Origin of the sequence: Bacillus sp. MMSF_3328, assembly GCF_030733525.1 — a bacterium.
Taxonomy (GTDB): Bacteria; Bacillota; Bacilli; order Bacillales; family Cytobacillaceae; genus Bacillus_AB; species Bacillus_AB infantis.
Map to the genome: position 1 here is coordinate 378814 of NZ_JASHIV010000001.1, position 24754 is coordinate 403567.

28 protein-coding genes are annotated in these 24754 nt (G+C 46.8%); 25 read left to right on the forward strand and 3 right to left on the reverse strand.

The annotated features are described in order from the left end of the window. The first annotated feature begins 5 nt into the window (after positions 1-5). The 13 genes from xerD to lysA all read left to right on the forward strand — a co-directional run bounded on the left by xerD (position 6) and on the right by lysA (position 12505). Positions 6-899 carry a site-specific tyrosine recombinase XerD gene (gene xerD, locus RBB45_RS01900; RefSeq protein ID WP_094767117.1) on the forward strand — a complete coding sequence of 298 codons (894 nt, stop codon included), beginning with the start codon at positions 6-8 and terminating at the stop codon, positions 897-899. Positions 900-1114: 215 nt separating this feature from the next. Continuing rightward, positions 1115-2296 (forward strand): phosphopentomutase, encoded by a 1182-nt coding sequence (gene deoB, locus RBB45_RS01905; protein WP_148949122.1) that lies wholly within the window; start codon positions 1115-1117, stop codon positions 2294-2296. A gap of 112 nt (positions 2297-2408) precedes the next feature. Further along, the gene (locus RBB45_RS01910; RefSeq protein WP_009794756.1) at positions 2409-3230 is read left to right on the forward strand and encodes a purine-nucleoside phosphorylase; all 822 of its coding nucleotides are present in this window, start codon (positions 2409-2411) and stop codon (positions 3228-3230) included. 23 nt (positions 3231-3253) lie between these two features. Then, positions 3254-4558 (forward strand): pyrimidine-nucleoside phosphorylase, encoded by a 1305-nt coding sequence (locus RBB45_RS01915; protein ID WP_306009042.1) that lies wholly within the window; start codon positions 3254-3256, stop codon positions 4556-4558. A 267-nt stretch (positions 4559-4825) separates the two neighbouring features. Next, on the forward strand, positions 4826-5986 hold the full coding sequence (locus RBB45_RS01920) for a D-alanyl-D-alanine carboxypeptidase family protein (protein WP_035403067.1): 1161 nt from the start codon (positions 4826-4828) through the stop codon (positions 5984-5986). 187 nt (positions 5987-6173) lie between these two features. Further along, positions 6174-6524 (forward strand): anti-sigma F factor antagonist, encoded by a 351-nt coding sequence (gene spoIIAA / locus RBB45_RS01925; RefSeq protein ID WP_009794759.1) that lies wholly within the window; start codon positions 6174-6176, stop codon positions 6522-6524. Between the two features lie 2 nt (positions 6525-6526). Then, entirely contained in the window at positions 6527-6967 is a 441-nt protein-coding gene (gene spoIIAB, locus RBB45_RS01930) for an anti-sigma F factor (protein ID WP_094767120.1), read from the forward strand. A 12-nt stretch (positions 6968-6979) separates the two neighbouring features. Further along, on the forward strand, positions 6980-7738 hold the full coding sequence (sigF, locus tag RBB45_RS01935; protein ID WP_009794761.1) for an RNA polymerase sporulation sigma factor SigF: 759 nt from the start codon (positions 6980-6982) through the stop codon (positions 7736-7738). A 142-nt stretch (positions 7739-7880) separates the two neighbouring features. Next, positions 7881-8501, forward strand: a complete 621-nt coding sequence (locus tag RBB45_RS01940) for a stage V sporulation protein AA (RefSeq protein WP_022544158.1) — start codon at positions 7881-7883, stop codon at positions 8499-8501. Next, positions 8491-8910 carry a stage V sporulation protein AB gene (locus tag RBB45_RS01945; protein ID WP_009794763.1) on the forward strand — a complete coding sequence of 140 codons (420 nt, stop codon included), beginning with the start codon at positions 8491-8493 and terminating at the stop codon, positions 8908-8910. Before RBB45_RS01940 ends, RBB45_RS01945 begins: the two co-directional genes overlap by 11 nt. Before the next feature lie 28 nt (positions 8911-8938). Continuing rightward, a complete protein-coding gene (gene spoVAEA / locus RBB45_RS01950; protein ID WP_009794764.1) occupies positions 8939-9514 on the forward strand; it encodes a stage V sporulation protein SpoVABEA in 576 nt (191 codons plus the stop codon). Next, positions 9501-10985 carry a spore germination protein gene (locus RBB45_RS01955; protein WP_306009043.1) on the forward strand — a complete coding sequence of 495 codons (1485 nt, stop codon included), beginning with the start codon at positions 9501-9503 and terminating at the stop codon, positions 10983-10985. The genes spoVAEA and RBB45_RS01955 overlap by 14 nt, the downstream gene beginning before the upstream one ends. A gap of 200 nt (positions 10986-11185) precedes the next feature. After that, complete coding sequence (gene lysA / locus RBB45_RS01960) at positions 11186-12505, forward strand: diaminopimelate decarboxylase (protein WP_009794766.1); 1320 nt, start codon at positions 11186-11188, stop codon at positions 12503-12505. A gap of 57 nt (positions 12506-12562) precedes the next feature. Here lysA and RBB45_RS01965 read toward each other — a convergent pair whose 3' ends face one another. After that, entirely contained in the window at positions 12563-13435 is an 873-nt protein-coding gene (locus RBB45_RS01965; protein ID WP_022544157.1) for a DUF1002 domain-containing protein, read from the reverse strand. A 452-nt stretch (positions 13436-13887) separates the two neighbouring features. On the opposite strand from RBB45_RS01965, the gene RBB45_RS01970 reads away from it, so the two are divergent. After that, entirely contained in the window at positions 13888-14241 is a 354-nt protein-coding gene (locus RBB45_RS01970) for a GNAT family N-acetyltransferase (RefSeq protein WP_009794769.1), read from the forward strand. 31 nt (positions 14242-14272) lie between these two features. On the opposite strand, the gene RBB45_RS01975 is transcribed toward RBB45_RS01970, so the two are convergent. Both RBB45_RS01975 and RBB45_RS01980 read right to left on the reverse strand, forming a co-directional pair. Continuing rightward, entirely contained in the window at positions 14273-14794 is a 522-nt protein-coding gene (locus tag RBB45_RS01975) for a DUF309 domain-containing protein (protein WP_022544156.1), read from the reverse strand. 129 nt (positions 14795-14923) lie between these two features. Next, positions 14924-15025 carry a YjcZ family sporulation protein gene (locus RBB45_RS01980; RefSeq protein ID WP_022544155.1) on the reverse strand — a complete coding sequence of 34 codons (102 nt, stop codon included), beginning with the start codon at positions 15023-15025 and terminating at the stop codon, positions 14924-14926. Between the two features lie 262 nt (positions 15026-15287). On the opposite strand from RBB45_RS01980, the gene RBB45_RS01985 reads away from it, so the two are divergent. From RBB45_RS01985 to resB, 11 genes are all read left to right on the forward strand, one after another. Further along, complete coding sequence (locus RBB45_RS01985) at positions 15288-16037, forward strand: segregation/condensation protein A (protein WP_009794772.1); 750 nt, start codon at positions 15288-15290, stop codon at positions 16035-16037. Between the two features lie 5 nt (positions 16038-16042). Then, positions 16043-16630, forward strand: a complete 588-nt coding sequence (gene scpB / locus RBB45_RS01990) for an SMC-Scp complex subunit ScpB (RefSeq protein WP_009794773.1) — start codon at positions 16043-16045, stop codon at positions 16628-16630. A 113-nt stretch (positions 16631-16743) separates the two neighbouring features. Further along, a complete protein-coding gene (locus tag RBB45_RS01995; protein ID WP_101550214.1) occupies positions 16744-17187 on the forward strand; it encodes a hypothetical protein in 444 nt (147 codons plus the stop codon). A 154-nt stretch (positions 17188-17341) separates the two neighbouring features. Further along, a complete protein-coding gene (locus tag RBB45_RS02000) occupies positions 17342-17830 on the forward strand; it encodes a YpuI family protein (RefSeq protein ID WP_009794776.1) in 489 nt (162 codons plus the stop codon). A gap of 313 nt (positions 17831-18143) precedes the next feature. Then, positions 18144-19034: a superoxide dismutase gene (locus tag RBB45_RS02005; protein ID WP_009794778.1), complete on the forward strand. Its 891-nt coding sequence runs from the start codon at positions 18144-18146 to the stop codon at positions 19032-19034. A 164-nt stretch (positions 19035-19198) separates the two neighbouring features. Then, the gene (locus RBB45_RS02010) at positions 19199-20350 is read left to right on the forward strand and encodes a D-alanyl-D-alanine carboxypeptidase family protein (RefSeq protein WP_224951456.1); all 1152 of its coding nucleotides are present in this window, start codon (positions 19199-19201) and stop codon (positions 20348-20350) included. Continuing rightward, positions 20343-20930 carry a nucleoside recognition domain-containing protein gene (locus tag RBB45_RS02015; RefSeq protein WP_009794781.1) on the forward strand — a complete coding sequence of 196 codons (588 nt, stop codon included), beginning with the start codon at positions 20343-20345 and terminating at the stop codon, positions 20928-20930. Before RBB45_RS02010 ends, RBB45_RS02015 begins: the two co-directional genes overlap by 8 nt. Positions 20931-20936: 6 nt before the next feature. Beyond that, positions 20937-21467, forward strand: coding sequence for a spore maturation protein (locus tag RBB45_RS02020; protein WP_009794782.1), 531 nt, complete (start codon positions 20937-20939; stop codon positions 21465-21467). 167 nt (positions 21468-21634) lie between these two features. Further along, on the forward strand, positions 21635-22375 hold the full coding sequence (locus tag RBB45_RS02025) for a pseudouridine synthase (protein ID WP_022544152.1): 741 nt from the start codon (positions 21635-21637) through the stop codon (positions 22373-22375). Positions 22376-22553: 178 nt separating this feature from the next. After that, a complete protein-coding gene (gene resA, locus RBB45_RS02030) occupies positions 22554-23081 on the forward strand; it encodes a thiol-disulfide oxidoreductase ResA (RefSeq protein ID WP_022544151.1) in 528 nt (175 codons plus the stop codon). Positions 23082-23096: 15 nt separating this feature from the next. After that, positions 23097-24752: a cytochrome c biogenesis protein ResB gene (resB, locus tag RBB45_RS02035; RefSeq protein ID WP_148949127.1), complete on the forward strand. Its 1656-nt coding sequence runs from the start codon at positions 23097-23099 to the stop codon at positions 24750-24752. The last annotated feature ends 2 nt before the right edge of the window (positions 24753-24754 follow it).

The window sequence follows — 24754 nt, forward strand, 5'->3', positions numbered from 1 at the left end:
CATAAATGGAAGACAGGCTGAAAGATTTTGTTCACTTTTTATTGATTGAAAAGGGACTTGCCAACAATACAATTGTCTCTTATGAACGGGATTTGAAAAATTATCTTAAATTCATTGTGAAAAGCGAAGGGCTTGCCAGTTTGAATGAAGTCCAAAGGGTCCATATCGTCCAGTTCCTGAAAAAGCTGAAGGAACAGGGGAAATCTGCCAAGACCCTTGCCAGGCATATCGCTTCCATCCGTGCCTTCCATCAGTTCCTGCTCAGGGAGAAGGCATGCGAAAATGATCCATCTGTACATATTGAGTCGCCGCAGCAGGAAAGAAGCCTTCCAAAGGTCCTGAGCATGGCAGAAGTGGAAACCCTCCTGGAATCGCCCTCAGACTCGAGCCATTACAGCCTCCGCGACAAAGCGATGCTTGAGCTCCTGTATGCAACAGGAATCAGGGTCAGTGAACTGATCGGACTGCAGATAGGCGATGTCCATCTGACAATGGGCTTTGTCCGCTGCATCGGGAAAGGAAATAAAGAAAGAATCATTCCGATTGGGAAAACAGCTTCAGAAGCAATTGAAAGATATCTTCTGCATGGAAGGCCGAATTTTGTTTCGAAAAGCCGCAGAGATGATACATTATTCCTGAACCATCATGGAAGGCAGCTGACCCGCCAGGGATTCTGGAAAATACTGAAAAAGCTTGCAGGCGATGCGGGCATTGAAAAAGAGCTTACCCCTCATACTCTAAGGCATTCTTTTGCCACCCATCTGCTGGAAAATGGAGCAGATTTGCGGGCAGTACAGGAGATGCTCGGTCATGCGGATATATCAACAACCCAGATATATACCCATGTCACGAAAACAAGGCTGAAGGATGTATATTCAAAATTTCATCCCCGTGCCTGATAAAACTGGAGTTTATAAATCTGCAAAAAAATAAATCTGATAAAACTGCTGAATATAAAGCAGTTTTTTCTTGTTTTTTAGGTTATTTGTTTTGTAGAATATAGATGTCAGACTTCTGACGATTCTAAACCTCTCGCAGGTTAATACTTTTGAAAAAGGGTAACATATATTTGTAAAATAAATTGAAAACGTGTACATGTTTAGGAGGAGAGCACATGAATTCGCATACATATAAAAGAATCTTTCTAATTGTTATGGATTCGGTGGGAATTGGCGAGGCAGCGGATGCTGAGCGCTTCGGCGACAAGGGATCTGATACGCTTGGCCATATCGCTGAAAGGATGAACGGGCTGAACATGCCGAACATGGGCCGGCTGGGCCTCAGCAATATCAAAGAAATCAAAGGTATTGAAAAAGCAGAGAAGCCGCTCGCTTCTTATACAAAGATGCAGGAAGCATCAAACGGAAAAGACACCATGACAGGGCATTGGGAGATCATGGGGCTGAATATCGAGACACCGTTCAGGGTATTCCCGGACGGCTTCCCGGATGAGCTTTTGTCAGAGCTTGAAGCCCGCACAGGCAGAAAGATCATCGGGAACAAGCCGGCAAGCGGCACTGAGATCCTTGATGAGCTTGGGGAAGAGCATATGAAGACAGGAGCCCTGATTGTGTATACCTCGGCTGACTCGGTCCTTCAGATTGCAGCCCATGAAGAGATTGTGCCGATTGATGAGCTGTACACGATCTGTAAAATCGCCAGGGAACTGACACTTGATGAGAAATACATGGTTGGAAGAGTGATAGCACGTCCTTTCATCGGACAGCCTGGTGCATTCAAGCGGACAGCGAACAGGCATGATTATGCCCTGAAGCCTTTTGACAGGACGGTCATGAATGAGCTGAAGGACGGCGGACTGGATGTACTGGCCATCGGAAAGATTTCCGACATCTATGACGGCGAAGGTGTGACAAAGTCACTGCGCACTGTCTCTAACATGGACGGGATGGATAAGCTCCTCGAAACGATGGATATGGATTTCACAGGCTTGAGCTTCTTGAATCTTGTGGACTTTGATGCCCTTTTCGGACATAGACGGGACCCGGAGGGCTACGGGAAAGCGCTGGAAGAATATGATGCCCGCCTTCCGGAAGTGTTTGATAAGCTGAAGGAAGATGATCTGCTCATCATTACGGCTGACCACGGGAATGACCCGGTACATCCCGGGACAGACCATACACGTGAATATGTCCCATTATTGGCTTATTCTAAGGGCATGGCGGTCGGAAAAGAGCTGCCAATCAGGCAGACATTCGCCGATATCGGCGCTACTGTAGCGGAAAACTTTGCTGTGGCCGCGCCAAAATTCGGAAAAAGCTTTCTGGGTGAATTGTAAGCCTGGGTCATATTTTAAACAACTGACAAGCTGAGCCATAGAAGGAGATTGGCAGGCGATGGCTGCGGCCGGTTATCCGCTCAGTACTGTCTGATAAAAAGGGGATTATAAAATGGACTACGGAAAAATTCAAAATGCAGCACAATTTTTAAAAGAAAAGTATGGAGAAACGCCTAAAATCGGTTTGATTCTTGGCTCCGGGCTCGGCGTTCTGGCAGATGAAATCGAACAGCCAGTGAAAATACCTTATAATGAAATTCCTGATTTCCCTGTTTCAACAGTTGAAGGGCATGCAGGCCAGCTTGTATTCGGCCTTCTGAACGGTGTACAGGCTGTGGCTATGCAAGGGCGCTTCCACTATTATGAAGGCTACAGCTTCGACAAGGTCACTTTCCCTGTGAGAGTCATGAAGGAGCTCGGAGTGGAAATCCTGATCGTGACAAACGCTGCCGGCGGTGTTAATGAAAGCTTTGCACCAGGAGATTTAATGCTTATCTCGGACCATATCAACAATATGGGAAGCAATCCTCTGATTGGACCTAATGACTCCAAGCTTGGCGTCCGTTTTCCTGATATGTCGGAAGCATACTCCAGGGATCTGCGCCAGCAGGCAAGAGAGATTGCAGGCAAGCTGAATATCAGCATCCAGGAAGGTGTATATGTTGGCAATACCGGCCCTACATATGAAACGCCTGCAGAAGTGAGGATGCTCCGCACTATGGGCGGTGACGCAGTCGGCATGTCGACGGTACCTGAGGTAATCGTGGCCAGGCATGCAGGCCTGAAAGTACTGGGTATTTCCTGCATTTCCAATATGGCAGCAGGCATACTGGATCAGCCTTTAAACCATGAAGAAGTCATTGAAACGACTGAAAAAGTGAAGGCGAACTTCCTCTCTTATGTGAAAGAGCTTGTACGCCAGTTTGGTGCTTAAATAAAGAAAAAGTGGTGACGAATATGAGAATGGTTGACTTAATAGAAAAGAAACGAGACGGCAAAGAGCTGTCTTCGGAAGAAATCCAATTCATAATAAAAGGCTATACTGACGGTTCAATTCCTGACTATCAGATCAGTGCTTTAACGATGGCTATCTTTTTCCAGGGCATGACAGAAAGTGAGAGAGCCGACCTGACGATGAGCATGGTAGAATCAGGCGATAAAATCGATCTGTCAAAAATCGAAGGCATTAAAGTCGACAAGCATTCCACAGGGGGAGTCGGCGATACAACTACGCTGGTGCTCGGCCCTCTTGTAGCGGCTGTCGGTGTCCCGGTCGCTAAAATGTCCGGCCGCGGCCTTGGCCATACAGGCGGTACCATCGATAAACTGGAGGCGGTTGAAGGCTTCCATGTAGAGATAGAAAACGAAGAGTTCATCAAGCTGGTCAATCAGAACAAAATTGCCGTCATCGGACAAAGTGGAAACCTCACGCCGGCGGATAAAAAATTATATGCGCTCCGTGATGTGACGGCGACGGTAGACAGCATCCCGCTGATTGCCAGCTCCATCATGAGCAAAAAGATTGCTGCAGGCGCAGATGCCATTGTCCTTGATGTGAAAACGGGGGCTGGCGCCTTCATGAAGACGCTGGATGATTCCAGAGAGCTTGCAAAAGCAATGGTAAGGATCGGGAACAATGTCGGCCGCAAGACGATGGCAGTCATTTCAGACATGAGCCAGCCGCTTGGCTTTGCCATCGGCAATGCCTTGGAAGTGAAAGAAGCGATCGACACATTAAAAGGCGAAGGACCGGAAGATCTGACTGAGCTGTGCCTTGTACTAGGCAGCCATATGGTTGTGCTGGCTGAAAAGGCAGAAACCCCGGCACAGGCACGAGAAATGCTGGAACAGGCAATCAAGGACGGATCCGCCCTTGAAGCAATGAAAACCTTCCTCAGCTCACAGGGAGGGGACGCTTCTGTTGTCGATGATCCTTCCCGTTTGCCGCGGGCCAAATTTGTTTATGAACTTGAAGCAAAAGAAGATGGCTATGTTTCAGAAATTGTCGCTGACGCAGTGGGAACGGCTGCCATGGTCCTTGGTGCAGGAAGGGCAACTAAAGAATCGGAAATCGATCTTGCCGTCGGGCTCATGCTCCGCAAGAAGATCGGCGACACTGTCTCAAAAGGAGAATCACTTGCCACCATCTACAGCAATTTCGAAAACGTTGAAGAAGTCAAAGAACGCCTGTACAGCAGCATCAAAATCACGGCTTCCAAAGTAGATGCCCCTGTACTGGTGCATGAAGAAATTACTGAATAACATTGTATGAAAAAGCTGCATCCCTTCAGGATGCAGCTTTTTTATGCCTTGACTCCCGCGTGCTTTCCGGTCCCCTTAGAGCACTCCGAAAATAAGTGAAAGCAGCCTCTCCAGCTCTCGGGCAATCCCTCCATTATACAAGCTCTTAAATTCTCAAACCCATCTGAAACGGCTCATGTAAAATAAAAACCGTACCTCCGCCAATTTATTGTATAAATTTGTCTCCTTTGGAAAAAATGGAGGCTATAAAGAATGGAGGGTTATGTGATGAAGCGAATCGTTTCTATAATGGTGTTTGTTTTACTATCAGCAATGATGGCACCGGCAGCCTTAGCCGAAGAAAGCGGCGTCAAGCTGGTTGACAACGTAAAATCGGCGATCTTGATTGAGCGGGATACCGGGGCTGTTTTATATGAGCAGAACAGCAATGAACAGCTGCCTCCAGCAAGCATGACTAAGATCATGACCATGCTTTTGATAATGGAAGCGATTGATAAGGGCAAGCTTTCCATGGATGAAAAGATCAGGGCGAGTGAATATGCAGCATCCATGGGCGGCTCGCAAATATTCCTGGAACCGGGCGAAGAAATGACAACAGAACAGATGCTGAAGGGGATTGCCATCGGATCAGGAAATGATGCATCTGTTGCCATGGCTGAGAGGCTCGCCGGTTCAGAAGAAGAATTCGTCAAGCTGATGAATAAAAAAGCCAAAGACCTTGGCTTGAAGGACACGATTTTCAAGAATGCAACAGGCCTGCCTGTAACCGAGCACTACAGCACAGCCCATGATATGGCACTTATGGCAAAGGAACTGCTGAAATATGAAGGCATAACCAAATTTACAGGAACATATGAAGCTTATTTAAGGGAAGATACCGACAAGAAATTCTGGCTGGTCAATACAAACAGGCTGGTCCGCTTCTATCCGGGAGTCGACGGATTGAAGACAGGCTTTACAAATGAAGCGAAATATTGCCTGACGGCTACAGCTGAGAAAAACGGGATGAGGGTAATCGCAGTTGTCTTTGGTGCTCCGACATCGAAAGAAAGAAATGCTCAGGTAACCAAGATGCTGGATTATGCTTTCAGCCAGTATGAGACACATCCAATGTATAAGCGGAATGAAGCTTTAGGTTCTGCCAAAGTCAGCAAAGGCGAGATAAAGCAGGTCGAAGCTTTGACGAGCGAGCCGATCTCACTGCTGACGAAAAAAGGCGAAGACACAAAGGCAGTCAAGAAAACCGTCGTCCTGAAAAAAGACCTGAAAGCCCCAATAGCTAAAGGCGATCAAATTGGTACGCTGAAAGTTGAAAAAGATGGGAAGACAATCGTGGAAAGCCCGCTGGTGGCCAAAAGCGAAGTGAAAGAGGCAGGCTGGTGGACGCTCTATAAACGGGCTCTCGGCATTTTCACGAAATCAAATTGATGTCGAAAAAAAGGTGCATCAAGGAAAATTTAGCGAAACCGCACTAGTTTTGCCTTCAGGAAGGAATAAGGGCCTCCTTCAGCGAAATTGACTCTCTAGAAAGGCTTGATCCATGCAGGAGATGAGGGCATGGACAGCCGGCCGGATCTGTAAATGGTTCCGGCAGCAGAGAAGGAGGCTATCAGTCATGAGTCTGATGATTGGATTGGAAGTAAAAAATGATGTGCTGTGCATTCGCTTAAGCGGAGAATTGGACCACCATTCGGCAGATGAATTAAGGGAAAAGGCAACAAACGCCATAGAGTCTTATGGGATCCGCCACATTGTCCTCAATCTGGAGCAATTATCCTTTATGGACAGCTCAGGCCTTGGAGTGATCCTGGGCAGGTATAAGCAAATTAAGCAGCTTCACGGCGAGATGGTCGTCTGTGCCATTTCACCGGCGGTACAGAGGCTATTCGATATGTCCGGGCTGTTTAAAATCATCCGTCTTGAGCCGACTGAAGAATTTGCACTTCAGCGATTGGGGGTTGCCTGACAATGAAAAATGAAATGAATCTGCAATTCAGCGCTTTGAGCCAGAATGAGTCCTTTGCCCGTGTGACCGTCGCGGCTTTCATCGCCCAGCTTGATCCGACAATGGATGAACTGACTGAAATCAAGACGGTCGTATCAGAGGCAGTTACCAACTCGATCATCCATGGCTATAACAATGACAGTAAAGGGATTGTCTATATTTCTGTCAGCATTGAGGACGGCTTCGTTGATATGACAATCAGAGATGAAGGACTCGGGATCGGGGATGTGGAAGAGGCCAGGCAGCCGCTGTTTACAACCAAACCAGAGCTGGAACGTTCCGGCATGGGCTTTACAATCATGGAAAATTTCATGGATGAGATAGAAGTTCGCTCACACCCAGGAGAAGGCACCGAAATCCGTTTAAGGAAGCATTTATCAAACAGTAAAATGCTATGCAATTAAGGGAGTCATGCTATGGATGTGGAGGTAAAGACAGATAAGACCCAGACGTATCTCAAGGATCACGAGGTAAAAGAGCTCATACAAAAAAGCCAGGCAGGAGACCAGGGGGCACGGGACACGATTGTCCAGAAAAACATGAGGCTCGTCTGGTCAGTGGTCCAGCGTTTTCTCAACAGAGGATATGAGCCGGATGATTTATTCCAGATCGGCTGCATCGGCCTCTTGAAGTCGGTTGATAAATTTGATCTGAGCTATGATGTAAAGTTTTCAACCTATGCCGTTCCTATGATCATCGGGGAGATACAGCGTTTCATCCGGGATGATGGAACTGTGAAGGTGAGCCGCTCCCTGAAGGAAATGGGAAATAAAATCCGCAAGGCAAAAGACGAGCTGACCAAGACTTTTGGAAGGATTCCGACTGTAACAGAGCTTTCCGCTTATCTGGAAATCCCTCCTGAGGATATCATCCTTGCCCAGGAAGCAGGCAGGACGCCATCCTCCATTCATGAAACTGTATATGAAAACGACGGCGACCCTATCACACTGCTGGATCAGATCGATGATGGCAATGATGGCAAGTGGTTTGACCAGATAGCCCTTAAAGAGGCAATCCGCGAGCTGGATGAGCGGGAAAGGCTGATTGTTTATCTCAGATATTATAAAGATCAGACACAGTCTGAAGTGGCAGCAAGGCTGGGAATATCACAGGTGCAGGTCTCCCGGCTCGAGAAGAAAATCCTGCAGCAGATGAAAGACCGGATGGATATGTGAATCCATCCGGTCTTTTTTTGTGTAGTGATTCCCGGGCAGTCCAGAGCAGCTTTCCATTATCCCCAATTTTTGGTCGACATGATTGGAATTTTATTACGAATACTATTTATACAAGGAAAACACTGTTTGGGAAGTGATCATAATGGAAAAAACGGTTTATGTCCGGCTCAGGAACCGTATTCAAGTGCGTCCGCAGGCTTCCGTCCAGCTAAAGGACATTGCCTTGATTATTGCAGATGAAACACTTTATGAACGGTTAGGGAATCTTTCCATCCATCACGTTTCAGATCATGACCGGAATATCATTGTCATTGACATTGTCCAGGTGATCCAGGCCATTGCCGCAGAAAAGCTGCAGCTCGATATACAGGCTGTCGGTCCCTCCCAGACAATCATTGAGGTGATCTATAAAAAGAAAAAAGCATCCACAGCGTTTTTCCTGCTAATCTGGTTTTTGCTGTTTTTTGGTGCCGCACTGACAATCATGAATTTTCATGAAGATGTCAGCATGCAGACAGTGCATCAGCGGATTTATACAATCATCACCGGCAAAGTGGAGAAAAAGCCCCTGCTGTTCCAAATTCCTTATTCTCTTGGCCTTGGACTTGGCATGATCATTTTCTTTAATCATGTTTTCAAAAAAAGGCTCAATGAGGAGCCCAGCCCGCTGGAGGTTGAAATGTTCAATTACCAGCAGGATCTCGACCGGTATGTCATCATGCATGAAAATAAAGAAAGCATGAAGAACCTTGATGACCATTAGCATCATTATCGTCATTTTCCTGGGATTTGCGGGAGGCGTCTCTGTGGGGGCAGGATTTGTTGCGTTTCTGACTGTGCTGGGGATCATTCCAAGGCTGACCCAGCTGTCAAAGACAATGAAAATGATCCATCACTATGAATGGGCAGTTGTAATCGGGGCGGTTGCAGGAACATCTGCAAGCCTTCAGGACCCGCGGCTTTACTTTCCGGGATTTATCCTTGTTCTTTTCGGTCTGGCAGGCGGGATTTTTGTGGGGATGGTGGCGGCAGCACTTACAGAAGTGCTTAACGTCCTGCCGCTGCTGGCCAAAAGGCTTGGGATTGACGGCAAAATAGTTGTTCTGCTGATGGCCATCGTATTCGGGAAAGTATTTGGATCGCTGTTTCACTGGATGTATTTTGTAGACTGACTATGTAAAGCGAAAGGACATCAAAGCAATGGATGAACGCAGGAAAGTCATACTGATTACAGATGGCGATGAGTATGCAAGAAGGACTGCAGAGCATGTAGCGAAGGATATTGGCGGCAGATGCATCTCTATGTCCCACGGGAATCCATCTGTTTTGTCAGGACCTGATATCGTGAAGATGATCAAGAAAGCCCCCAATGACCCTGTACTTGTCATGTTTGATGACTCCGGCTATGTCGGCGAAGGGCTTGGTGAAACGGCCCTTAAATATGTGGCAAGGCATGAAGACATTGAGGTGCTCGGTGTAATAGCAGTTGCTTCAAAAACAAGGCAGGCGGAATGGACGCATGTGGATGTATGTGTCGACAGGTACGGTGAGCTTACTCCGTATGGTGTTGACAAGCTTGGTGTCCCTGAAATGGAAATTGGAAAAATGAACGGGGATACAGTCTACTGCCTCGACGAATTGGATGTCCCGCTGATTGTCGGAATCGGCGATATCGGCAAGATGTCACGAAGAGATCATTATGAAAAAGGCTCTCCCATCACCAAAAAGGCAGTGGAACTCATTCTGGAAAGGAGCGGATTTTATGGCGGAAACTAAAAAGAAAAACAAAACCTCTATTTCAGAATCACCCGGCAGAAACGAAGACTTCATGAAAGAGCGCATTGGGCTTGGCGTCAGCTTTGACCTGGGTGTCAGGAAGCTGCAGATCCTGAAGAAAGAAATCCAGATTTATTATGTAAATGGATTATGCGATACTTCTTTTATCACCCAAATCCTTGAAGAGCTCGTGGAAATCAATGATCACGAGAAACTGTCCTCAAACGTTTTCAATATCGTGAAAAACCGCATTGTCAATCAGTCGGTGCAGCCGATTGAAACAATGGACGAACTGGTTGACCAGGTGCTGTCCGGCCTGATTGTTATACTGGTTGAAGGGGAGACGACGGGACTTGTTGTCGATGTCAGAAGCTATCCCGGCAGAACACCGGAGGAGCCCGATACAGAGAAAGTTGTGCGGGGGTCAAGGGATGGATATGTAGAAAATATTATTGTTAATACCGCCCTGACCAGAAGGCGGATCAGGGATGAGCGGCTCCGCTTTGAAATCATGCGGATAGGGGAGCGCTCCAAAACCGATATAGCGATTGCTTATATTAAGGATGTCGCCAGTACAGATCTGATTGAAGTGGTCAGGCAGGAAATTCAATCGATTGATATCGACGGACTGACAATGGCGGATAAAACGGTTGAAGAATTTCTCTTAAAGCAAGGCTATAATCCATATCCGCTCGTCCGTTATACAGAAAGGGCCGATGTCGGTGCAACCCATCTGCTGGAAGGGCATGTCCTGATTTTCGTTGATACGTCGCCAAGTGTGATCATCACGCCGACAACCTTTTTCCACCATCTGCAGCATGCTGAGGAATACAGACAGTCGCCGGCAGTCGGCACATTCATCCGCTGGATCCGCTTCATCGGAGTGCTCGCCTCACTATTCCTGCTGCCATTATGGTTCCTATTTACTCTGGAGCCGCAATTGCTGCCGGATGCCATCAAGTTCATCGGCCCGAATGAGAAGACAAATATACCTATTGTCATACAAATCTTCCTGGCGGATATTGGCATTGAGTTCCTGAGGATTGCTGCCATCCATACGCCCACACCTCTTTCAACGGCAATGGGATTGATAGCAGCCGTCCTGATCGGACAAATTGCCATCGATGTCGGGCTGTTTGTGCCGGAGGTCATTCTCTATGTGGCTGTTGCTTCTATAGGAACCTTTTCAACCCCAAGCTATGAACTCAGTATAGCCAATAAGATGGCAAGACTTGCCATGCTGATTGCCGTGGCACTCTTCCATACACCGGGCTTCATTATCAGCATAACAGTGTTCATCCTCCTCCTGGCAAGCATCAGGTCGCTGAACACGCCATATTTATGGCCGCTGCTGCCTTTCAGCCCGAAAGCATTTCTGCAGATCCTGATCAGAAGGTCTGTCCCGGGGTCTAAGATCAGGCCAAGCATCGTCCATGCGAAAAACCGCTACAAACAGCCGGCTAAAAATTGAATATTATGCTAATATCAATTGCAGTTTTCCGGCAATTATGGTAAGTTTTTAACTAAATAAAGGACTAAAGAAGCTGAAATAGACAGTTCAGAAACGGGGACTGTCTATTTTATATAGCATGGAATTATTCGGGGCTGTAAAAAAGCGGCCGCGGCAGTCTATAATAAGAGTAACAGTATAGAGGGAATGAGGGAGTAAGCATGTTTTTTCATGGGACAGCAAGAGTAAATGGACAATCTCATTTGGAAATCGGCGGAATGGATACCGTTGAATTGGCAAAGCAATTCGGGACACCGGTTTATGTATATGATGTGGCACTGATTCGCGAAAGGGCAAGAGGCTTCAGGCAGACATTCGAAGAACTTGGGGTGAAATCCCAGGTTGCTTATGCGAGCAAAGCATTTTCATCCATTGCCATGATTCAGCTGGCTGAAGAAGAAGGCCTGTCGCTTGATGTGGTTTCAGGAGGAGAGCTGTATACCGCTCTGGCGGCTGAATTCCCTGTGGAAAGGATCCACTTCCATGGCAATAATAAGAGCAGGGAAGAACTGGAGATGGCTCTTCACTATGGAGTCGGATGCATCGTTGTAGACAATTTCGATGAGCTGGAACTGCTTAAGTCAGTTTGCGAAAACAAAAACACGAAAACCAAGATTCTGCTGCGTGTGACACCGGGAATCGAGGCGCACACCCACGATTATATCCTGACAGGGCAGGAGGATTCCAAATTCGGCTTTGATCTGCAAAATGGACAGGCCGAAGCTGCGCTCAAGCAGGCCATATCAACTCCATGGCTGGAAACACTCGGCATTCACTGCCATATCGGATCACAAATCTTTGAAACGACCGGCTTCATTCTTGCGGCCGAGAAAATATTTGAAAAACTGTCAATCTGGAAAAAAGAGCTTGCCTATGAACCGGCTGTGCTGAATCTGGGCGGAGGCTTTGGCATCCGCTATACAGATGAAGACGCGCCGATTGCGGCTTCAAAATATGTCGAAGAAATCATCAGCGAAGTGAAAAAGCTGGCCGGCAGCTACCAGATGGAAATGCCGGAAATCTGGATTGAACCAGGCCGTTCGCTTGTCGGCGATGCCGGGACAACACTCTATAAGACAGGCTCAAGAAAGGATGTCCCGAATGTCCGCCATTACCTGGCGGTGGACGGAGGCATGAGCGATAATATCCGTCCGGCCCTTTATCAGGCCAAATACGAAGCTGTGCTTGCCAACCGGCCGCTGGAGAAAGCGGAAGAAACGGTCTCCATTGCCGGCAAATGCTGCGAGTCAGGCGATATGCTGATATGGGACCTGCCTTTGCCGAAAGCAGAGCGGGAAGACCTTCTGGCTGTATTTTGTACAGGAGCCTACGGATATTCCATGGCCAACAACTATAACCGAATCCCGCGGCCGCCGGTTGTATTCGTAGAAAATGGAGAGGCGCGCCTTGTCGTCAAACGAGAAAGCTTCGAAGACTTGATCAGGCTTGACCTGCCTCTTCAGGAGAAAATCAAGAACTAGAAAAAAGCAGCCGAACGGCTGCTTTTTTGAGCTGTGCTGTTAAGCACCTCTATTTTACTATGAGAAGAATGCTTTAACAGCATCGATGGCACTTGAGAAAAAGCGTTTCAGGCTGTCCAGGAAGCCCTGGCCTTCTTCACTTTCAAGATACTTGGTGATTTTGTCCTTTGCTTTATCAAGCTGATCTCCGACCTGATTCCAGTCAATGTTCAGATCCTTCAGTTTGTTGAACAGGTCGATCAGGCTTTGCATTTCTTTATCTGTCAGGGTGATGCCAAGGTCCTTTGCCGCGTTTTCGATGATGTTCTGGAGCTCTTCGTCGGTGGCAGGTTTATTTTTGCTGATTTCTTCTTTGATTTTTGCTATTAGAGCAGCGGCATTCTCATTCCCGACCGAATCGCCAAGCTTGGCCGTTTCTACCATTTCTTCATTTGCTGCCTGCTTGACTTCTTCAGGTATCGTCTCATCTGCTGAGATCTCATATGCTTTTATAATTCCGGTCAGGGCGGCTGTCCCGGATACAGGCGATGGTGCGGTTATATATATTTCAGCATCTTTTACACCAGCAGTTATCAGAGCATTGATATACATTTCGTCTGTTACCCAGTTGATGTTCTTCGTTTCAACTTCAAGTCCTGATCCGGATTTCGCGATCGTTGTCGCTGAAGAAGAAATGGCTCTTGTGCCGATGAGTGCTTTGCTGATATAGCTGCCCAGATATTGATGTTCCTCTTCATTTGAGACAGTGATGGTCATGGCGTCCTTTGGCGCTTCCATCTCTGCAAGCAGGACGTTTTTCTGTTCTTCGGAAAGGTTTTCGCCAAGGGTGACGATCATATCTCCTTCGGCCATGTCTGCTGAAGCTCCCGCTGGCAGAATCAGCATCAGAGCAAGGGCAAGCAGCATTATATTTTTGCATCGTTTAAGCATAATGTTCCTCCTAATCTTGTATACGCAGGCTGGACTCTATATTAATAGACGTACATAATGATATAAAAGTTTCGGAAAAAATTCATCCCCCTGCAGCCAATAGTCCCTATTTTCCCGGCGGGATAGATAAAAAAACGCATTTAGTGTAGAATAAAAAAGGAGTTTGGCGATTGGAGGCAAGTGTATACGATGAAAAAAAATAACTGGCTGCTTTTCTCTTTTTTCCTGGCCATCGGGCTGATTTGGGGATTCATCTATTGGCTGGTCATTGTGCCTGGATCCTGATTCGATTTGATTGCTGTCCTGCTTAAATTTTTGTATCATAGTAATGATTAATGGAACCTGCAACAAAAATGCTTTCTTACATATCATATACTAGCCGCCATATAGTTTAGACAATGGCTTATTGGGAAAAGATAGTTTGGAAATGTTTTATTTAATGAGGGATAATTATGCTAATTCGATATAAAAAGACATTCGAAAAGATTGCCATGGGCTTATTATCATTTATGCCAAATGAAAAGGATCTGAAAAGGCTGCAGCAGACCATGAAGCAGTATGAGTCGGACGACGGCTGGCAGCTGTTCCTATGGAAGCAGGATGATATAACAGGGCTGATCGGGGTTTCTTTCATGGACGGCCCTGCAATGGAAATACAGCATATTTCCGTAAGTCCTTCACATCGCCAGCAGGGCATCGGAAAAGCAATGGTCAAGGCTTTGAGGGATCTGTACCCTGACAGGAAGCTCGTCAGCAATGAAAATACAGAACCGTTTGTAGACAAGTGCACGGATGAAGAATGCTGAAAAGGCAGAGAACCTGGTTCTCTGCCTTTTATTATTCGGTATCATTGCGGGCGTCCCATGCAGCTTTCCGCTCAAGGATGACATCAGTCCGGTCTCTCATCGAATGCCGGTGAATGAGCATTCTGTCAGAAAGATCGCTTGGGCTCCCCCAGACAAGGCCAAGGGATTCTGCCGTTCTTATGCATAGGCTGGCAAGCTCATGATCAGCCAGTGGAATGAAGGGACTCGAGTAAGGTTCTCCTTTTGCAATTCCCTCCAATCTGCCGCTGATCAGCAGCGTGAATTCCCGGGCGCTGATTCCAAGCTCCTTCAGCTGGAGGGGGACCTTGTCCAAAATAGATCGGGATTTCCGCAGCGTCCGTTCAGCGCCTTTGAAGTTGCCGCGGCGATGATGATAGGCGGAAACTGCGAACAGAATGAGCCCTACCCAAACAGAGTCCTTATTCCGCGGGTCTGCTTCTTTCCAGTATTCTTCAAGCACTTCATGGCATTCGAAATAATCTCGGTCTGCATGGAAATGGACAAGATACTGTATATATTCTTCAGGATACATATTGACCTCCCTTTTGCCCTGGTGACTGACATTTTGCACTTATTTTATCATATTCCGGCTTGAAGCGGTGCTGGGGACAAATGAATCAAGAAGAAAGCCCGGCTCATGCCGGGCCTTCAGTCTATAGTTTTAGAAGCACCATGATGCTCCCACAATGATCAGCAGAATGAACAATACCACTATTAGGGCGAAGCCGCCTCCGTAACCGTAACCTGCACCTGCATCTGACATATCACCGATACCTCCTATATAGTCTGCGTTTTTCTTTACAAATTCATCTTATGCGGGAATGGGCCATAACGTATGGGCGCCTGGAAAAAAAGCTCGGAGAGAAGGAATTTCGTTCCCCGGCTTTCTGGAAGTTTGTCTGTATTTTTCTATTGGATATCAGAATGGAATCCTCTATACTAGTAATAGCCATTTACAGCCGGGAACCTGCCTGTGTTTGGCGCAGCATCAGGCAAAATTCAAAATTAGAAATTATGGTGGAAATATGCAGTATAATGTGAAGATTGACGCGTTTGAAGGGCCTCTTGACCTGCTTCTTCATTTAATTAATCGCCTTGAAATAGATATTTACGATATTCCTGTAGCAGAGATTACTGAACAGTATCTTATTTATATACATACAATGAAAGAGCTCGAACTTGACGTTGCGAGTGAATTTCTTGTCATGGCGGCGACCCTGCTTGCCATTAAAAGCAAAATGCTCCTTCCAAAGCATGAGGAAGAGCAGCTGGATGAGTTTGATATGGAGGAAGGGGAAGAAGACCCCCGTGATGAGCTTGTTGAAAGACTTGTAGAATATAAGAAGTATAAAGAAGCTGCAGCTGAGCTCAAAACGAAAGAGCAGGAGCGCGGGCTGATGTTTACAAAACCTCCAAGCGATTTATCGGATTATGCAAAAGACGTGCAGCCTGAAAAGGCAGACTTGAATGTGTCGCTGTATGACGTGCTTGGGGCATTCCAGAAGCTGATGCGGAGAAAGAAGCTCCAAAAGCCGGTCACCGCAAAGGTGGCAAGGCAGGAAATACCTATTGAGAAGCGGATGGATGAAATCCTTGATCAGCTTCAGCGGGCAAGGGTGAAGACAAGCTTTTACGATTTGTTTCCTTCCGATGAAAAGGAACATCTTGTCGTCAGTTTCCTCGCAGTGCTGGAACTGATGAAGAGGAAACAAATCGAGCTGAACCAGGAACATAATTTTGCAGAGATTTTTGTATCTGCAAAGGAGGATCAATAAAAGTTTTGGACATCGTAAATTGGAAAGGGATAACAGAGAGCCTGCTCTTTGCAGCAGGAGATGAAGGATTATCCTTGAAGCAGATCGCTGAGGTGCTTGAGATGGACGAAAGCCAGGCGGAAACCATTTTGCAGGAGCTTATCCAGTCCTGCGAGGATGACTACACGAGAGGCATTACAGTGGCCCAATTTGCCGGCACCTATCAGCTGGTCACAAAGAAGGAGAACTCAGATTATCTTAAGAAATTGGTGGAGACCCCCGGGACAGGCTCCCTGTCACAGGCAGCATTGGAAACCCTTGCCATCATCGCATATAAACAGCCGATCACAAGGGTGGAAATAGAAGAAATCAGAGGTGTTAAAACAGAGAGGCCGCTTCATACATTGGCCGCCAAAGCTTTGATAAAAGAAGCCGGAAGGGCAGAAGGGGCGGGCAGGGCCTATTTATATGCCACTACAAAGGAATTTCTTGATTACTTTGGTTTAAAAAGTATAGACGAGCTTCCTCCGTTGACAGAAAATGATGAGGATGAATATGCAGGGGATGAGGCAGATTTATTTTTCGAAAAGTTTCAGGAAACCTTAGATAATTGATTTTTCTGACACATTCCTGCGGCCTATATGATAAAATATAGCTAGATTGTCCGAAGCTCACTGTTAGCATCGTGCTTTATATCATTTAGCTGTGCCTGCTGCCACAGCAGTGCATGAGCCGGGGAGTGTCTGGATTGTTTATAAAGCAGTGCAAAGGGTATGAATTGGAGAAAGAAATGCCGAACACTTCCGAGGATTTCTTCAACAGGAGCGAGGTGGTGTATATGGAGGAAGGGCAGGAGAAGACCCTCCATGTACTATATATACGCTACTTCGAAGAATCCATGGAAAGCTTCACGCCATTTGGCTCGGACCCTGTGTTCAAGGCAGGCGGCAGGGAAGTGGCTTTCAAGGATTTAGTGGCGCTTGCGTGTTTGCTGAAAAAAACGGGATTACGGGACAGAAAAAGAGTATACATAAATAACAAAGCTGAATTTGAGTCCTATTTTGACAAACTGGATTTCGGCAAATTAAGGGAGGTTTTCAATGGCGTAGAAGAGGAGAAAGGTTTTCAAATCGCTTCGCCTCTTGATTTCTTCAATCATCAGCAAGCTTAACGAAGGCTGCTTGCTGAAGCCTGGCCAGGATTCAAAATAAGGAAGTCCAATACATTAAGAGGCTGCCAGGAAGCCGTCTGAAATGGCAAGGATGGCAAGCCGGTCGAAGCAAGAAAAAGCATGGCATCAGCCTGCAATCTGAAGGGGTGTAACAATGGCGAACACAATCGTTAAATCGCAGACAGAAGAAGTGAAAAAATTCCTGGGAAATACTGTTTCAGAATTGGAAGCATATTTAAATGAAACAACACTATCCGGCCTCATAAAGGAAAAGGACGGAGACCGGAATTATTATAAAATGGTTTTGGGAAATCTGAGAAAGTTGCTTGTTTTCTGTGAGGAAGGCCTTGATGCCTGCAGTGTACTCCTGAAAAATGAGCCTTTCCCAAAGCCTGCGGCCGAAAAGACGCTTTACCGCATTTATCATCAGTGCATTGACGAATTCTTCTCGCCGAAAAATGATGCATGGTTCGAAAACAGCCGTTCCGCTTATACCGGGAAAAACTCCATTAAGTTTCAGGGAGGGGTCCCTGAAAGCATGAAGGGAATCTTTGACAGCCTGGAGAGTGAGTTCCAAAGGATCCGGGAAGAGCTTGAATATTATGAAACAGATTACCGGACAAAAATGATTCAATCCAAATAGAACAAAGGCTGCCGACAAGGCGGCTTTTTTTATAGTTAAGGGATTTATAAAGTGGAAGACTTGTGGATGATTTTCATTTCTTGATCCACGTCCAGCAGCTGAGCCGAGGTCATATGCCAAACCACCCAACAAGAAAGAATGCCTTTCGGGGTGTTCGTCTTATGCTAATTGGGGGTGGTCAAGGCGCTTGCGCTTTTGTTCTATTTATGAAGGCCGCCGGAAGTGGACATGTACAAATTTCGCCTGGGATAAGCAAATATTTTAACATCATACATATCATTGGAAAAGGAGGAAGACAGATAGGAGGGGAAGGATGAGCAAGTTTCACGATTATATCAAGGATGTATTCAATTGGAATGAGGAAATGAAGAGATTCCTGGAATCGGAGGATGTGGAGAAAGACGCAGAACTATGGGTAAAACTGGATAAATTCTCGGGAGTGATTGAAAAGCTTGACGGCCAGCTTGATATAGAGGAGCTGAATGCGCTCCAGTCCCGTGTAGATGAACTTCATAACGATGTTGAACAGTATTTTTCCAGAAGGCAGCCGGTCGGCCATATTTACATCAATGAACCTTTTATTCCGGCAGGCGGCCATTCCCTTCCGCCGCTGCCATATGGCTATGACAGCCTAGAACCATATATAGCAGAAGAAATCATGAGGCTTCATCACACGAAGCACCATCAGTCTTATGTTGATGGACTGAACCGTGCTGAGGAAATGCTTAAAAAGGCACGGCAAGATGGCGATTTTAAACTTGTTAAGCATTGGTCGAGAGAGCTGGCATTCCATGGCTCCGGCCATTACCTCCATACTATTTTTTGGAATAATATGAGCCCCTCTGGGGGAGGGAAGCCATCTGGTGCCCTGCTGGGAGAGATAGAAAAGTATTTTGGAAGCTTTGAACAGTTCAAGAAGCATTTTTCTGAAGCTGCCAAACAGGTGGAAGGCGTCGGCTGGGCAATCCTTGTCTGGTCACCGCGTTCAAGGCATCTTGAAATCCTTCAATCGGAAAGGCATATGCTGCTTACCCAGTGGGATACGATCCCGATTCTTGCCCTTGATGTCTGGGAGCATGCCTACTATCTGCAGTATAAAAATAACCGCGCCGATTATGTGAATAACTGGTGGAATATTGTGAACTGGAAAGATGCAGAGGAACGCTTCCAAAAAGCAAGCCAGCTGAAATGGAAGCCTTTTTAGAGGTATGGGGATGGCAGCAGCCATTCCTTTTTTTATGGGGAAGGCAGAGATGCCGATATATGGATTATAAGAATGGAGACACCCGCCGCTTTTCATTTTTAGTCATAAGCTGTCCCGACTCGCATAAACTTGTACAAACATATTAGGAGACGGGGTTTTGGAGAATGAACAGATTGTTTAGATGGATGCTATTATCCTGCATAGCAGCTGTCCTGGCAGCGAATCTGCCTGCAAAGGTACAAGCTGCCTATTCGGCCAGCTCAGGCAGCGCCATACTGATGGAGCAAAGCACCGGGAGGATCCTGTATGAGAAGGATGCTTATACGAAGAAAAGGATTGCAAGCATAACGAAGATTATGACAGCCATCCTTGCCATTGAATCCGGGAAGCTGGATACAAAGGCCAAGGTGAGTGAAAAGGCTGTACGGGCTGAAGGATCATCTATTTATCTGCAGCCGGGAGAAAAAATTCTATTGGAGGACCTGGTTTACGGACTTATGCTCAGGTCGGGGAATGACTCGGCGGTGGCAATTGCCGAACATGTCGGGGGAAGCCTTGAAGGGTTTGTATACTTAATGAACAAAAAAGCTGAAGAAATCGGCATGATAAATACCCATTTTGCCAATCCGCACGGGCTCGATGACCATGAGGAACACTATTCTACCGCGTATGATATGGCAGTCCTGACCAGATATGCCATGAACAATGAAACATACAGGAAAATAGCAGGGACGAAAATGCATCGGGCGCCGAACCCGAATGAAAGCTGGGACAGAGTCTGGAAAAATAAGAACCGCCTCCTCACCGAATTGTATGAATATTGCACAGGGGGAAAAACAGGTTATACAAAACGTGCCAAAAGGACGCTGGTTACCACTGCCTCAAAGGATGGTCTGGACCTGATTGCGGTTACGCTGAATGGCCCGGATGACTGGAACGACCATATCGGCATGTATGAGAGCGGGTTCAAGGAATATTCGCTCAAAAAAGTTGTTGAACAAGGCGGGATCAGGGAGCTGGAGGATACTGCCTATGAAAAAAAAGCCTTTTTGAAGACAGACTACAGCTATCCTGCCTCTGAAAATGAAAAAGACCTTTTCCGTGTCGAATATAAGATGCTGAAGCCTTCGGGAAGCTGGAAGGAAGATAAGGATTTTCCCGATGTGGTCGGAAGGGCCATTGTTTACTTTGAGAACAAGCAAGTGAAAAGTCTGCCGATTTACTATGAAAAAGAGCCCCAGAAAGAAGAAAAATCTTTTTTGGATTTCTTTAAGAGCATCTTTATGACAATTGCTGGAGTTAAAACAGATGGTTAATATTATTTGGGTTGCGATGACCGTGATCGGGATTGTTTTTGCCATTTTCAATGGCACAATGGCTGAAGTAAATGAAGCGGTCTTCAGCGGGGCGAAAGAAGCGGTCACCCTTTGCATCGGGCTCATCAGCATCCTTGTCTTCTGGCTGGGGATGATGAGGATTGCCGAAGACGCAGGACTGCTGAAAAAATTGGCTTTTCTTTTCAGGCCGGTAGTGACAAGGCTTTTTCCTGATGTTCCTAAGGACCACCCGGCAATGGGGTATATCTTATCGAATATGATGGCGAATATGTTCGGGCTGGGCAATGCGGCCACGCCACTTGGAATAAAGGCAATGGAGCAGCTTAAAGCGCTGAATGGCGGAAAAACCGAGGCGAGCAGGTCGATGATCACCTTCCTGGCCATCAATACCTCAAGCCTGACACTCATCCCGACAACGGTGATTGCCATCAGGATGAACTATCACTCTGCCTCTCCTACTGAAATTGTCGGGCCGACCTTGATTGCCACCTTTTGCTCAACACTCGGGGCAATCCTGATCGACAGGTACTTTTATTACAGACGAACCCGTAAAGGATGAGCGCGAATGGAAATTGTCTCTTTAATCTCATTATGGTTTATCCCGGTGCTGATTGGATTTATCCTGCTGTACGGTACTTATAAAAAAGTCCCTACATATGAGAGCTTTGTGGATGGCGGCAAGGAAGGAATCAAGATTGCTGTTTCCATCATCCCTTTTTTAGTCGGGATGCTGGTGGCCATTACTGTCTTCAGGGCTTCAGGGGCACTTGAATTCATGATGGGTTTTATCAGGCCGGCAATGGAAGCGGTCGGGGTCCCTCCCGAAATCGCCCCGCTCGCCATCATCAGGCCGATATCAGGCACTGCGGCCCTTGGCATGACAAGTGACCTGATTGCTGCCCATGGGCCGGATTCTTTTATCGGAAGGCTCGCCTCCACGCTCCAGGGAAGCACAGATACGACCTTTTATGTGCTGACAGTCTACTTTGGGGCTGTAGGCATTAAAAAAATGGGGGATGCGCTGAAGGTGGGCCTCCTGGCCGATCTTGTCGGCTTTATTGCAGCGATAGCAGTTGTCATGCTTGTATTCGGATAAGAAAGGGAAGGGCGCCGAAAAACGGCGTCCTTTTTGTGGTTCCATGGAGGACCTGTTCCGCTTTCGGCATACTTTTAACATCGGCTGCTTTGAAAATAGGCCGGTTTGTGTCATAATTCATTAGATGGACAAAAGATTGCCATAAGTATTTTATTGAGGTGACATAAATGGAAAGGCTTCAAAAAGTGATTGCCCATGCAGGGGTTGCATCGAGACGAAAAGCGGAGCAGCTGATTGCAGAGGGACATGTAAAAGTAAATGGGAAAGTTGTAAAAGAACTTGGACTGAAAGTTTCTTCTTCAGACAGGGTGGAAGTGGACGGAATCCCGGTTGAAAGGGAAGAGCCTGTGTATATCCTTCTGTATAAGCCCAGAGGGGTTATTTCAAGTGTGACGGATGAAAAGGGAAGGAAGGTCGTAACTGATCTCCTGCCTCAGATCAAGGAGAGGGTCTACCCTGTCGGCAGGCTTGATTTCGACACTTCGGGCCTCCTGCTGATGACCAATGACGGAGAATTTGCCAATCTGCTCATGCATCCGAAAAACGAAGTGGAAAAGGTATATGTGGCGAAGATCAAAGGAATACCAGCCAGGGAAAAACTGAAAAGCCTTGAAAGGGGTGTCCGCCTGGAGGATGGCAAAACAGCTCCGGCAAGAGTCAAGGTGCTTTCAATTGACAAACAAAAGAATACAGCCATCGTTGAACTGGTCATCCATGAAGGAAGGAACCGCCAGGTCAGAAGGATGCTGGAGGCCATCGGGCACCCGGTCATGAAGCTCAAAAGGGAGCGATACGGCTTTCTTACTCTGCAGGGATTGAGCGCAGGTGATGCGAGGGAGCTTACAGCCCATGAGGTAAAACAGCTCAGGACTCTTGCGAGCAGTGCCGGCAAAAAGAAAAATTCATAGAAGTTTCACAGTTGGAAGGCTTTGTTAACAACAGTGCGATAATGAATAAGGTATAATGATAGACAGTTGCCCGGGGGAGCGCTCATACCTGCACGCAAAGGATTGTATGCGGATTCTTGCAGGGTGCTGCAGCTCCATCCAAGGGCTAAGAAGCAGCATGAACATCAGGGAGGTACTTATGAAAAAACGGCGTCTCGTTATGAGAACAGTCATTTTGCTTGTTCTGGGTGCTGCCGTTGCATACACTCTATACGCAAGCATAACGAAAGATGATATCAGAAAAGTTGCAGTCGGGGAAAAAGCCCCTGATTTTGCTTTGGTGGACATGGATGGGGAAAAGCACAGGCTTTCAGATTATGAAGGACAGGGTGTTTTCCTGAACTTCTGGGGAACCTGGTGCAAGCCTTGTGAAAAGGAAATGCCTTATATGAATAACCAGTACAAACAGTTCACGGACGAGGGCGTCCAGGTGCTGGCTGTAAATGTAGGCGAATCTGATTTTGCCGTCAAGAAGTTTGCTGAAAGATATGGACTCGCATTCCCGATTGTCAATGACAAGGATGGTCAGGTGCAGAATGCTTACGCCATCGATCCCCTTCCCGCCACATTCCTGATCAATCCGGAGGGCGAAGTGGTGAAGATTCATACCGGCCAATTGACAGAAGATACGATCCGCACCTTCATGGAGCAGATCCAACCTAAGTAACAGGGAGTTTTTAGGATGAAAGAAGTTAAATGCGAATGCGGGCATCTCAATCCGCATGGGACCATTCTTTGTGAATCATGCGGAAAGGTGCTCGAGGAGCAGGCAAAAGACAAAAAGCTGATCGATATGAGATATGAAGGGACAGCGCGGCGCTCACAAACCTATAATAAGACATTTGTGGACAAAATCTGGAATTTCTTTTCCTCTGTCAAAGTCGGCGTGTGGATCATCGTACTCACCCTTATTGCATCGGCAATGGGGACAATCCTCCCGCAGGAAATGTATATCCCTCCGACCATGCCTGCTGCCGAATATTATGAAGACCAGTACGGATGGTTCGGGAAGCTGTATTATGAACTTGGCTTCCATAATCTCTACAGCTCATGGTGGTATTTAATCCTGATTGCTTCCCTCGGCGTTTCTTTGGTCATTGCCAGCCTTGACCGGGCAGTCCCTTTATACCGGGCTTTAAAGACCCAGCGTGTTACAAGGCATGAAGGCTATTTAAAGCGCCAGAGGCTTTTTGGGATTTCAAAGACTGATAATGTTGACGGGCAGTATGAAGTGATCAAGGAAAAGCTGAAGGCAAGAAAATACAATATCCGTGAAGAAAACGGCAATGTCCTTGCTGAAAAAGGCCGCTTCTCCCGCTGGGGCCCCTATGTCAACCATGTCGGCCTGATCATTTTCCTGATTGGAGGCATGCTCCGCTTTGTTCCCGGAATGTACGTGGATAAAGTGCTGTGGATCAGGGAGGGCGAAACGAAGGTAATCCCTGAAACAAAGGGAGAATATTATCTTTCCAATGAGGCATTCACTCTAGAAGTCTATGATAAAGAAACTGACAAAGAAGTCTTTAATGATGCGATTGACAGGGCAGGCACCGTCGCTAAGAATTATCAATCTGATGTGACCTTGTACCGGAAACAGGGTGAAACCGTTACCGGTGAAACCCATGACCTTGAAAAGGTAAAGAATTATAGCATCAAGGTTAATGAGCCGCTGAAGTTCGAGTCGTTTGCACTATATCAGGTAGATTATAAGCTGAACGAACTGAACAAAATGTCATTTTCCCTGACAAATAAAGAATCAGGGGAGACATTCGGCGATTTGACGGTTGATCTGTATGATCCCAAGACTGAATATAAGCTGAATGAAGGCTATTCAGTAGAAGTTGTCAGCTATTTCCCGGACTTTGAATTCGATGAAAATGGAGACCCGACAACCAAATCACGCATCCCGAATAATCCGGCATTTGTTTTCAAAATGTTTACACCGGATAAGCCGGACGGTGAAGTCAGCTTTGTGGCCATTCAGCAGACAATCGAGCCCATGGGGGACAATGAATATAAACTGGCCTTCCAGGGCGTCGAGACAAAGGATGTTTCAGGCCTGACAGTGCGCAAGGATCTGACTCTTTGGATACTGGCTCTCGGAGGGGCGATCTTCATGATCGGCGTCATCCAGGGCGCCTACTGGAACCACCGCCGTATCTGGCTGCGCCGCTTCGATGGTGAAGTGTGGGTTGCCGGCCATACAAATAAGAACTGGCATGGCCTGAAGAGGGAGATTGAGCTCGCCCTTGAAGATACAGGCATCAGCATGCCTGAAGACCAGATGGAAAATGATAAAACTGATAAACTGGAAAAATCAGAAAAGGAGGGGCAATAATT

Bases quoted from the DNA above. Each gene is read 5' to 3' on its own strand.
- xerD (WP_094767117.1), top strand. From the start codon at position 6: ATGGAAGACAGGCTGAAAGATTTTGTTCACTTTTTATTGATTGAAAAG.
- deoB (WP_148949122.1), top strand. From the start codon at position 1,115: ATGAATTCGCATACATATAAAAGAATCTTTCTAATTGTTATGGATTCG.
- RBB45_RS01910 (WP_009794756.1), top strand. From the start codon at position 2,409: ATGGACTACGGAAAAATTCAAAATGCAGCACAATTTTTAAAAGAAAAG.
- RBB45_RS01915 (WP_306009042.1), top strand. From the start codon at position 3,254: ATGAGAATGGTTGACTTAATAGAAAAGAAACGAGACGGCAAAGAGCTG.
- RBB45_RS01920 (WP_035403067.1), top strand. From the start codon at position 4,826: ATGAAGCGAATCGTTTCTATAATGGTGTTTGTTTTACTATCAGCAATG.
- spoIIAA (WP_009794759.1), top strand. From the start codon at position 6,174: ATGAGTCTGATGATTGGATTGGAAGTAAAAAATGATGTGCTGTGCATT.
- spoIIAB (WP_094767120.1), top strand. From the start codon at position 6,527: ATGAAAAATGAAATGAATCTGCAATTCAGCGCTTTGAGCCAGAATGAG.
- sigF (WP_009794761.1), top strand. From the start codon at position 6,980: ATGGATGTGGAGGTAAAGACAGATAAGACCCAGACGTATCTCAAGGAT.
- RBB45_RS01940 (WP_022544158.1), top strand. From the start codon at position 7,881: ATGGAAAAAACGGTTTATGTCCGGCTCAGGAACCGTATTCAAGTGCGT.
- RBB45_RS01945 (WP_009794763.1), top strand. From the start codon at position 8,491: ATGACCATTAGCATCATTATCGTCATTTTCCTGGGATTTGCGGGAGGC.
- spoVAEA (WP_009794764.1), top strand. From the start codon at position 8,939: ATGGATGAACGCAGGAAAGTCATACTGATTACAGATGGCGATGAGTAT.
- RBB45_RS01955 (WP_306009043.1), top strand. From the start codon at position 9,501: ATGGCGGAAACTAAAAAGAAAAACAAAACCTCTATTTCAGAATCACCC.
- lysA (WP_009794766.1), top strand. From the start codon at position 11,186: ATGTTTTTTCATGGGACAGCAAGAGTAAATGGACAATCTCATTTGGAA.
- RBB45_RS01965 (WP_022544157.1), bottom strand. From the start codon at position 13,435: ATGCTTAAACGATGCAAAAATATAATGCTGCTTGCCCTTGCTCTGATG.
- RBB45_RS01970 (WP_009794769.1), top strand. From the start codon at position 13,888: ATGCTAATTCGATATAAAAAGACATTCGAAAAGATTGCCATGGGCTTA.
- RBB45_RS01975 (WP_022544156.1), bottom strand. From the start codon at position 14,794: ATGTATCCTGAAGAATATATACAGTATCTTGTCCATTTCCATGCAGAC.
- RBB45_RS01980 (WP_022544155.1), bottom strand. From the start codon at position 15,025: ATGTCAGATGCAGGTGCAGGTTACGGTTACGGAGGCGGCTTCGCCCTA.
- RBB45_RS01985 (WP_009794772.1), top strand. From the start codon at position 15,288: ATGCAGTATAATGTGAAGATTGACGCGTTTGAAGGGCCTCTTGACCTG.
- RBB45_RS01995 (WP_101550214.1), top strand. From the start codon at position 16,744: ATGAGCCGGGGAGTGTCTGGATTGTTTATAAAGCAGTGCAAAGGGTAT.
- RBB45_RS02000 (WP_009794776.1), top strand. From the start codon at position 17,342: ATGGCGAACACAATCGTTAAATCGCAGACAGAAGAAGTGAAAAAATTC.
- RBB45_RS02005 (WP_009794778.1), top strand. From the start codon at position 18,144: ATGAGCAAGTTTCACGATTATATCAAGGATGTATTCAATTGGAATGAG.
- RBB45_RS02010 (WP_224951456.1), top strand. From the start codon at position 19,199: ATGAACAGATTGTTTAGATGGATGCTATTATCCTGCATAGCAGCTGTC.
- RBB45_RS02015 (WP_009794781.1), top strand. From the start codon at position 20,343: ATGGTTAATATTATTTGGGTTGCGATGACCGTGATCGGGATTGTTTTT.
- RBB45_RS02020 (WP_009794782.1), top strand. From the start codon at position 20,937: ATGGAAATTGTCTCTTTAATCTCATTATGGTTTATCCCGGTGCTGATT.
- RBB45_RS02025 (WP_022544152.1), top strand. From the start codon at position 21,635: ATGGAAAGGCTTCAAAAAGTGATTGCCCATGCAGGGGTTGCATCGAGA.
- resA (WP_022544151.1), top strand. From the start codon at position 22,554: ATGAAAAAACGGCGTCTCGTTATGAGAACAGTCATTTTGCTTGTTCTG.
- resB (WP_148949127.1), top strand. From the start codon at position 23,097: ATGAAAGAAGTTAAATGCGAATGCGGGCATCTCAATCCGCATGGGACC.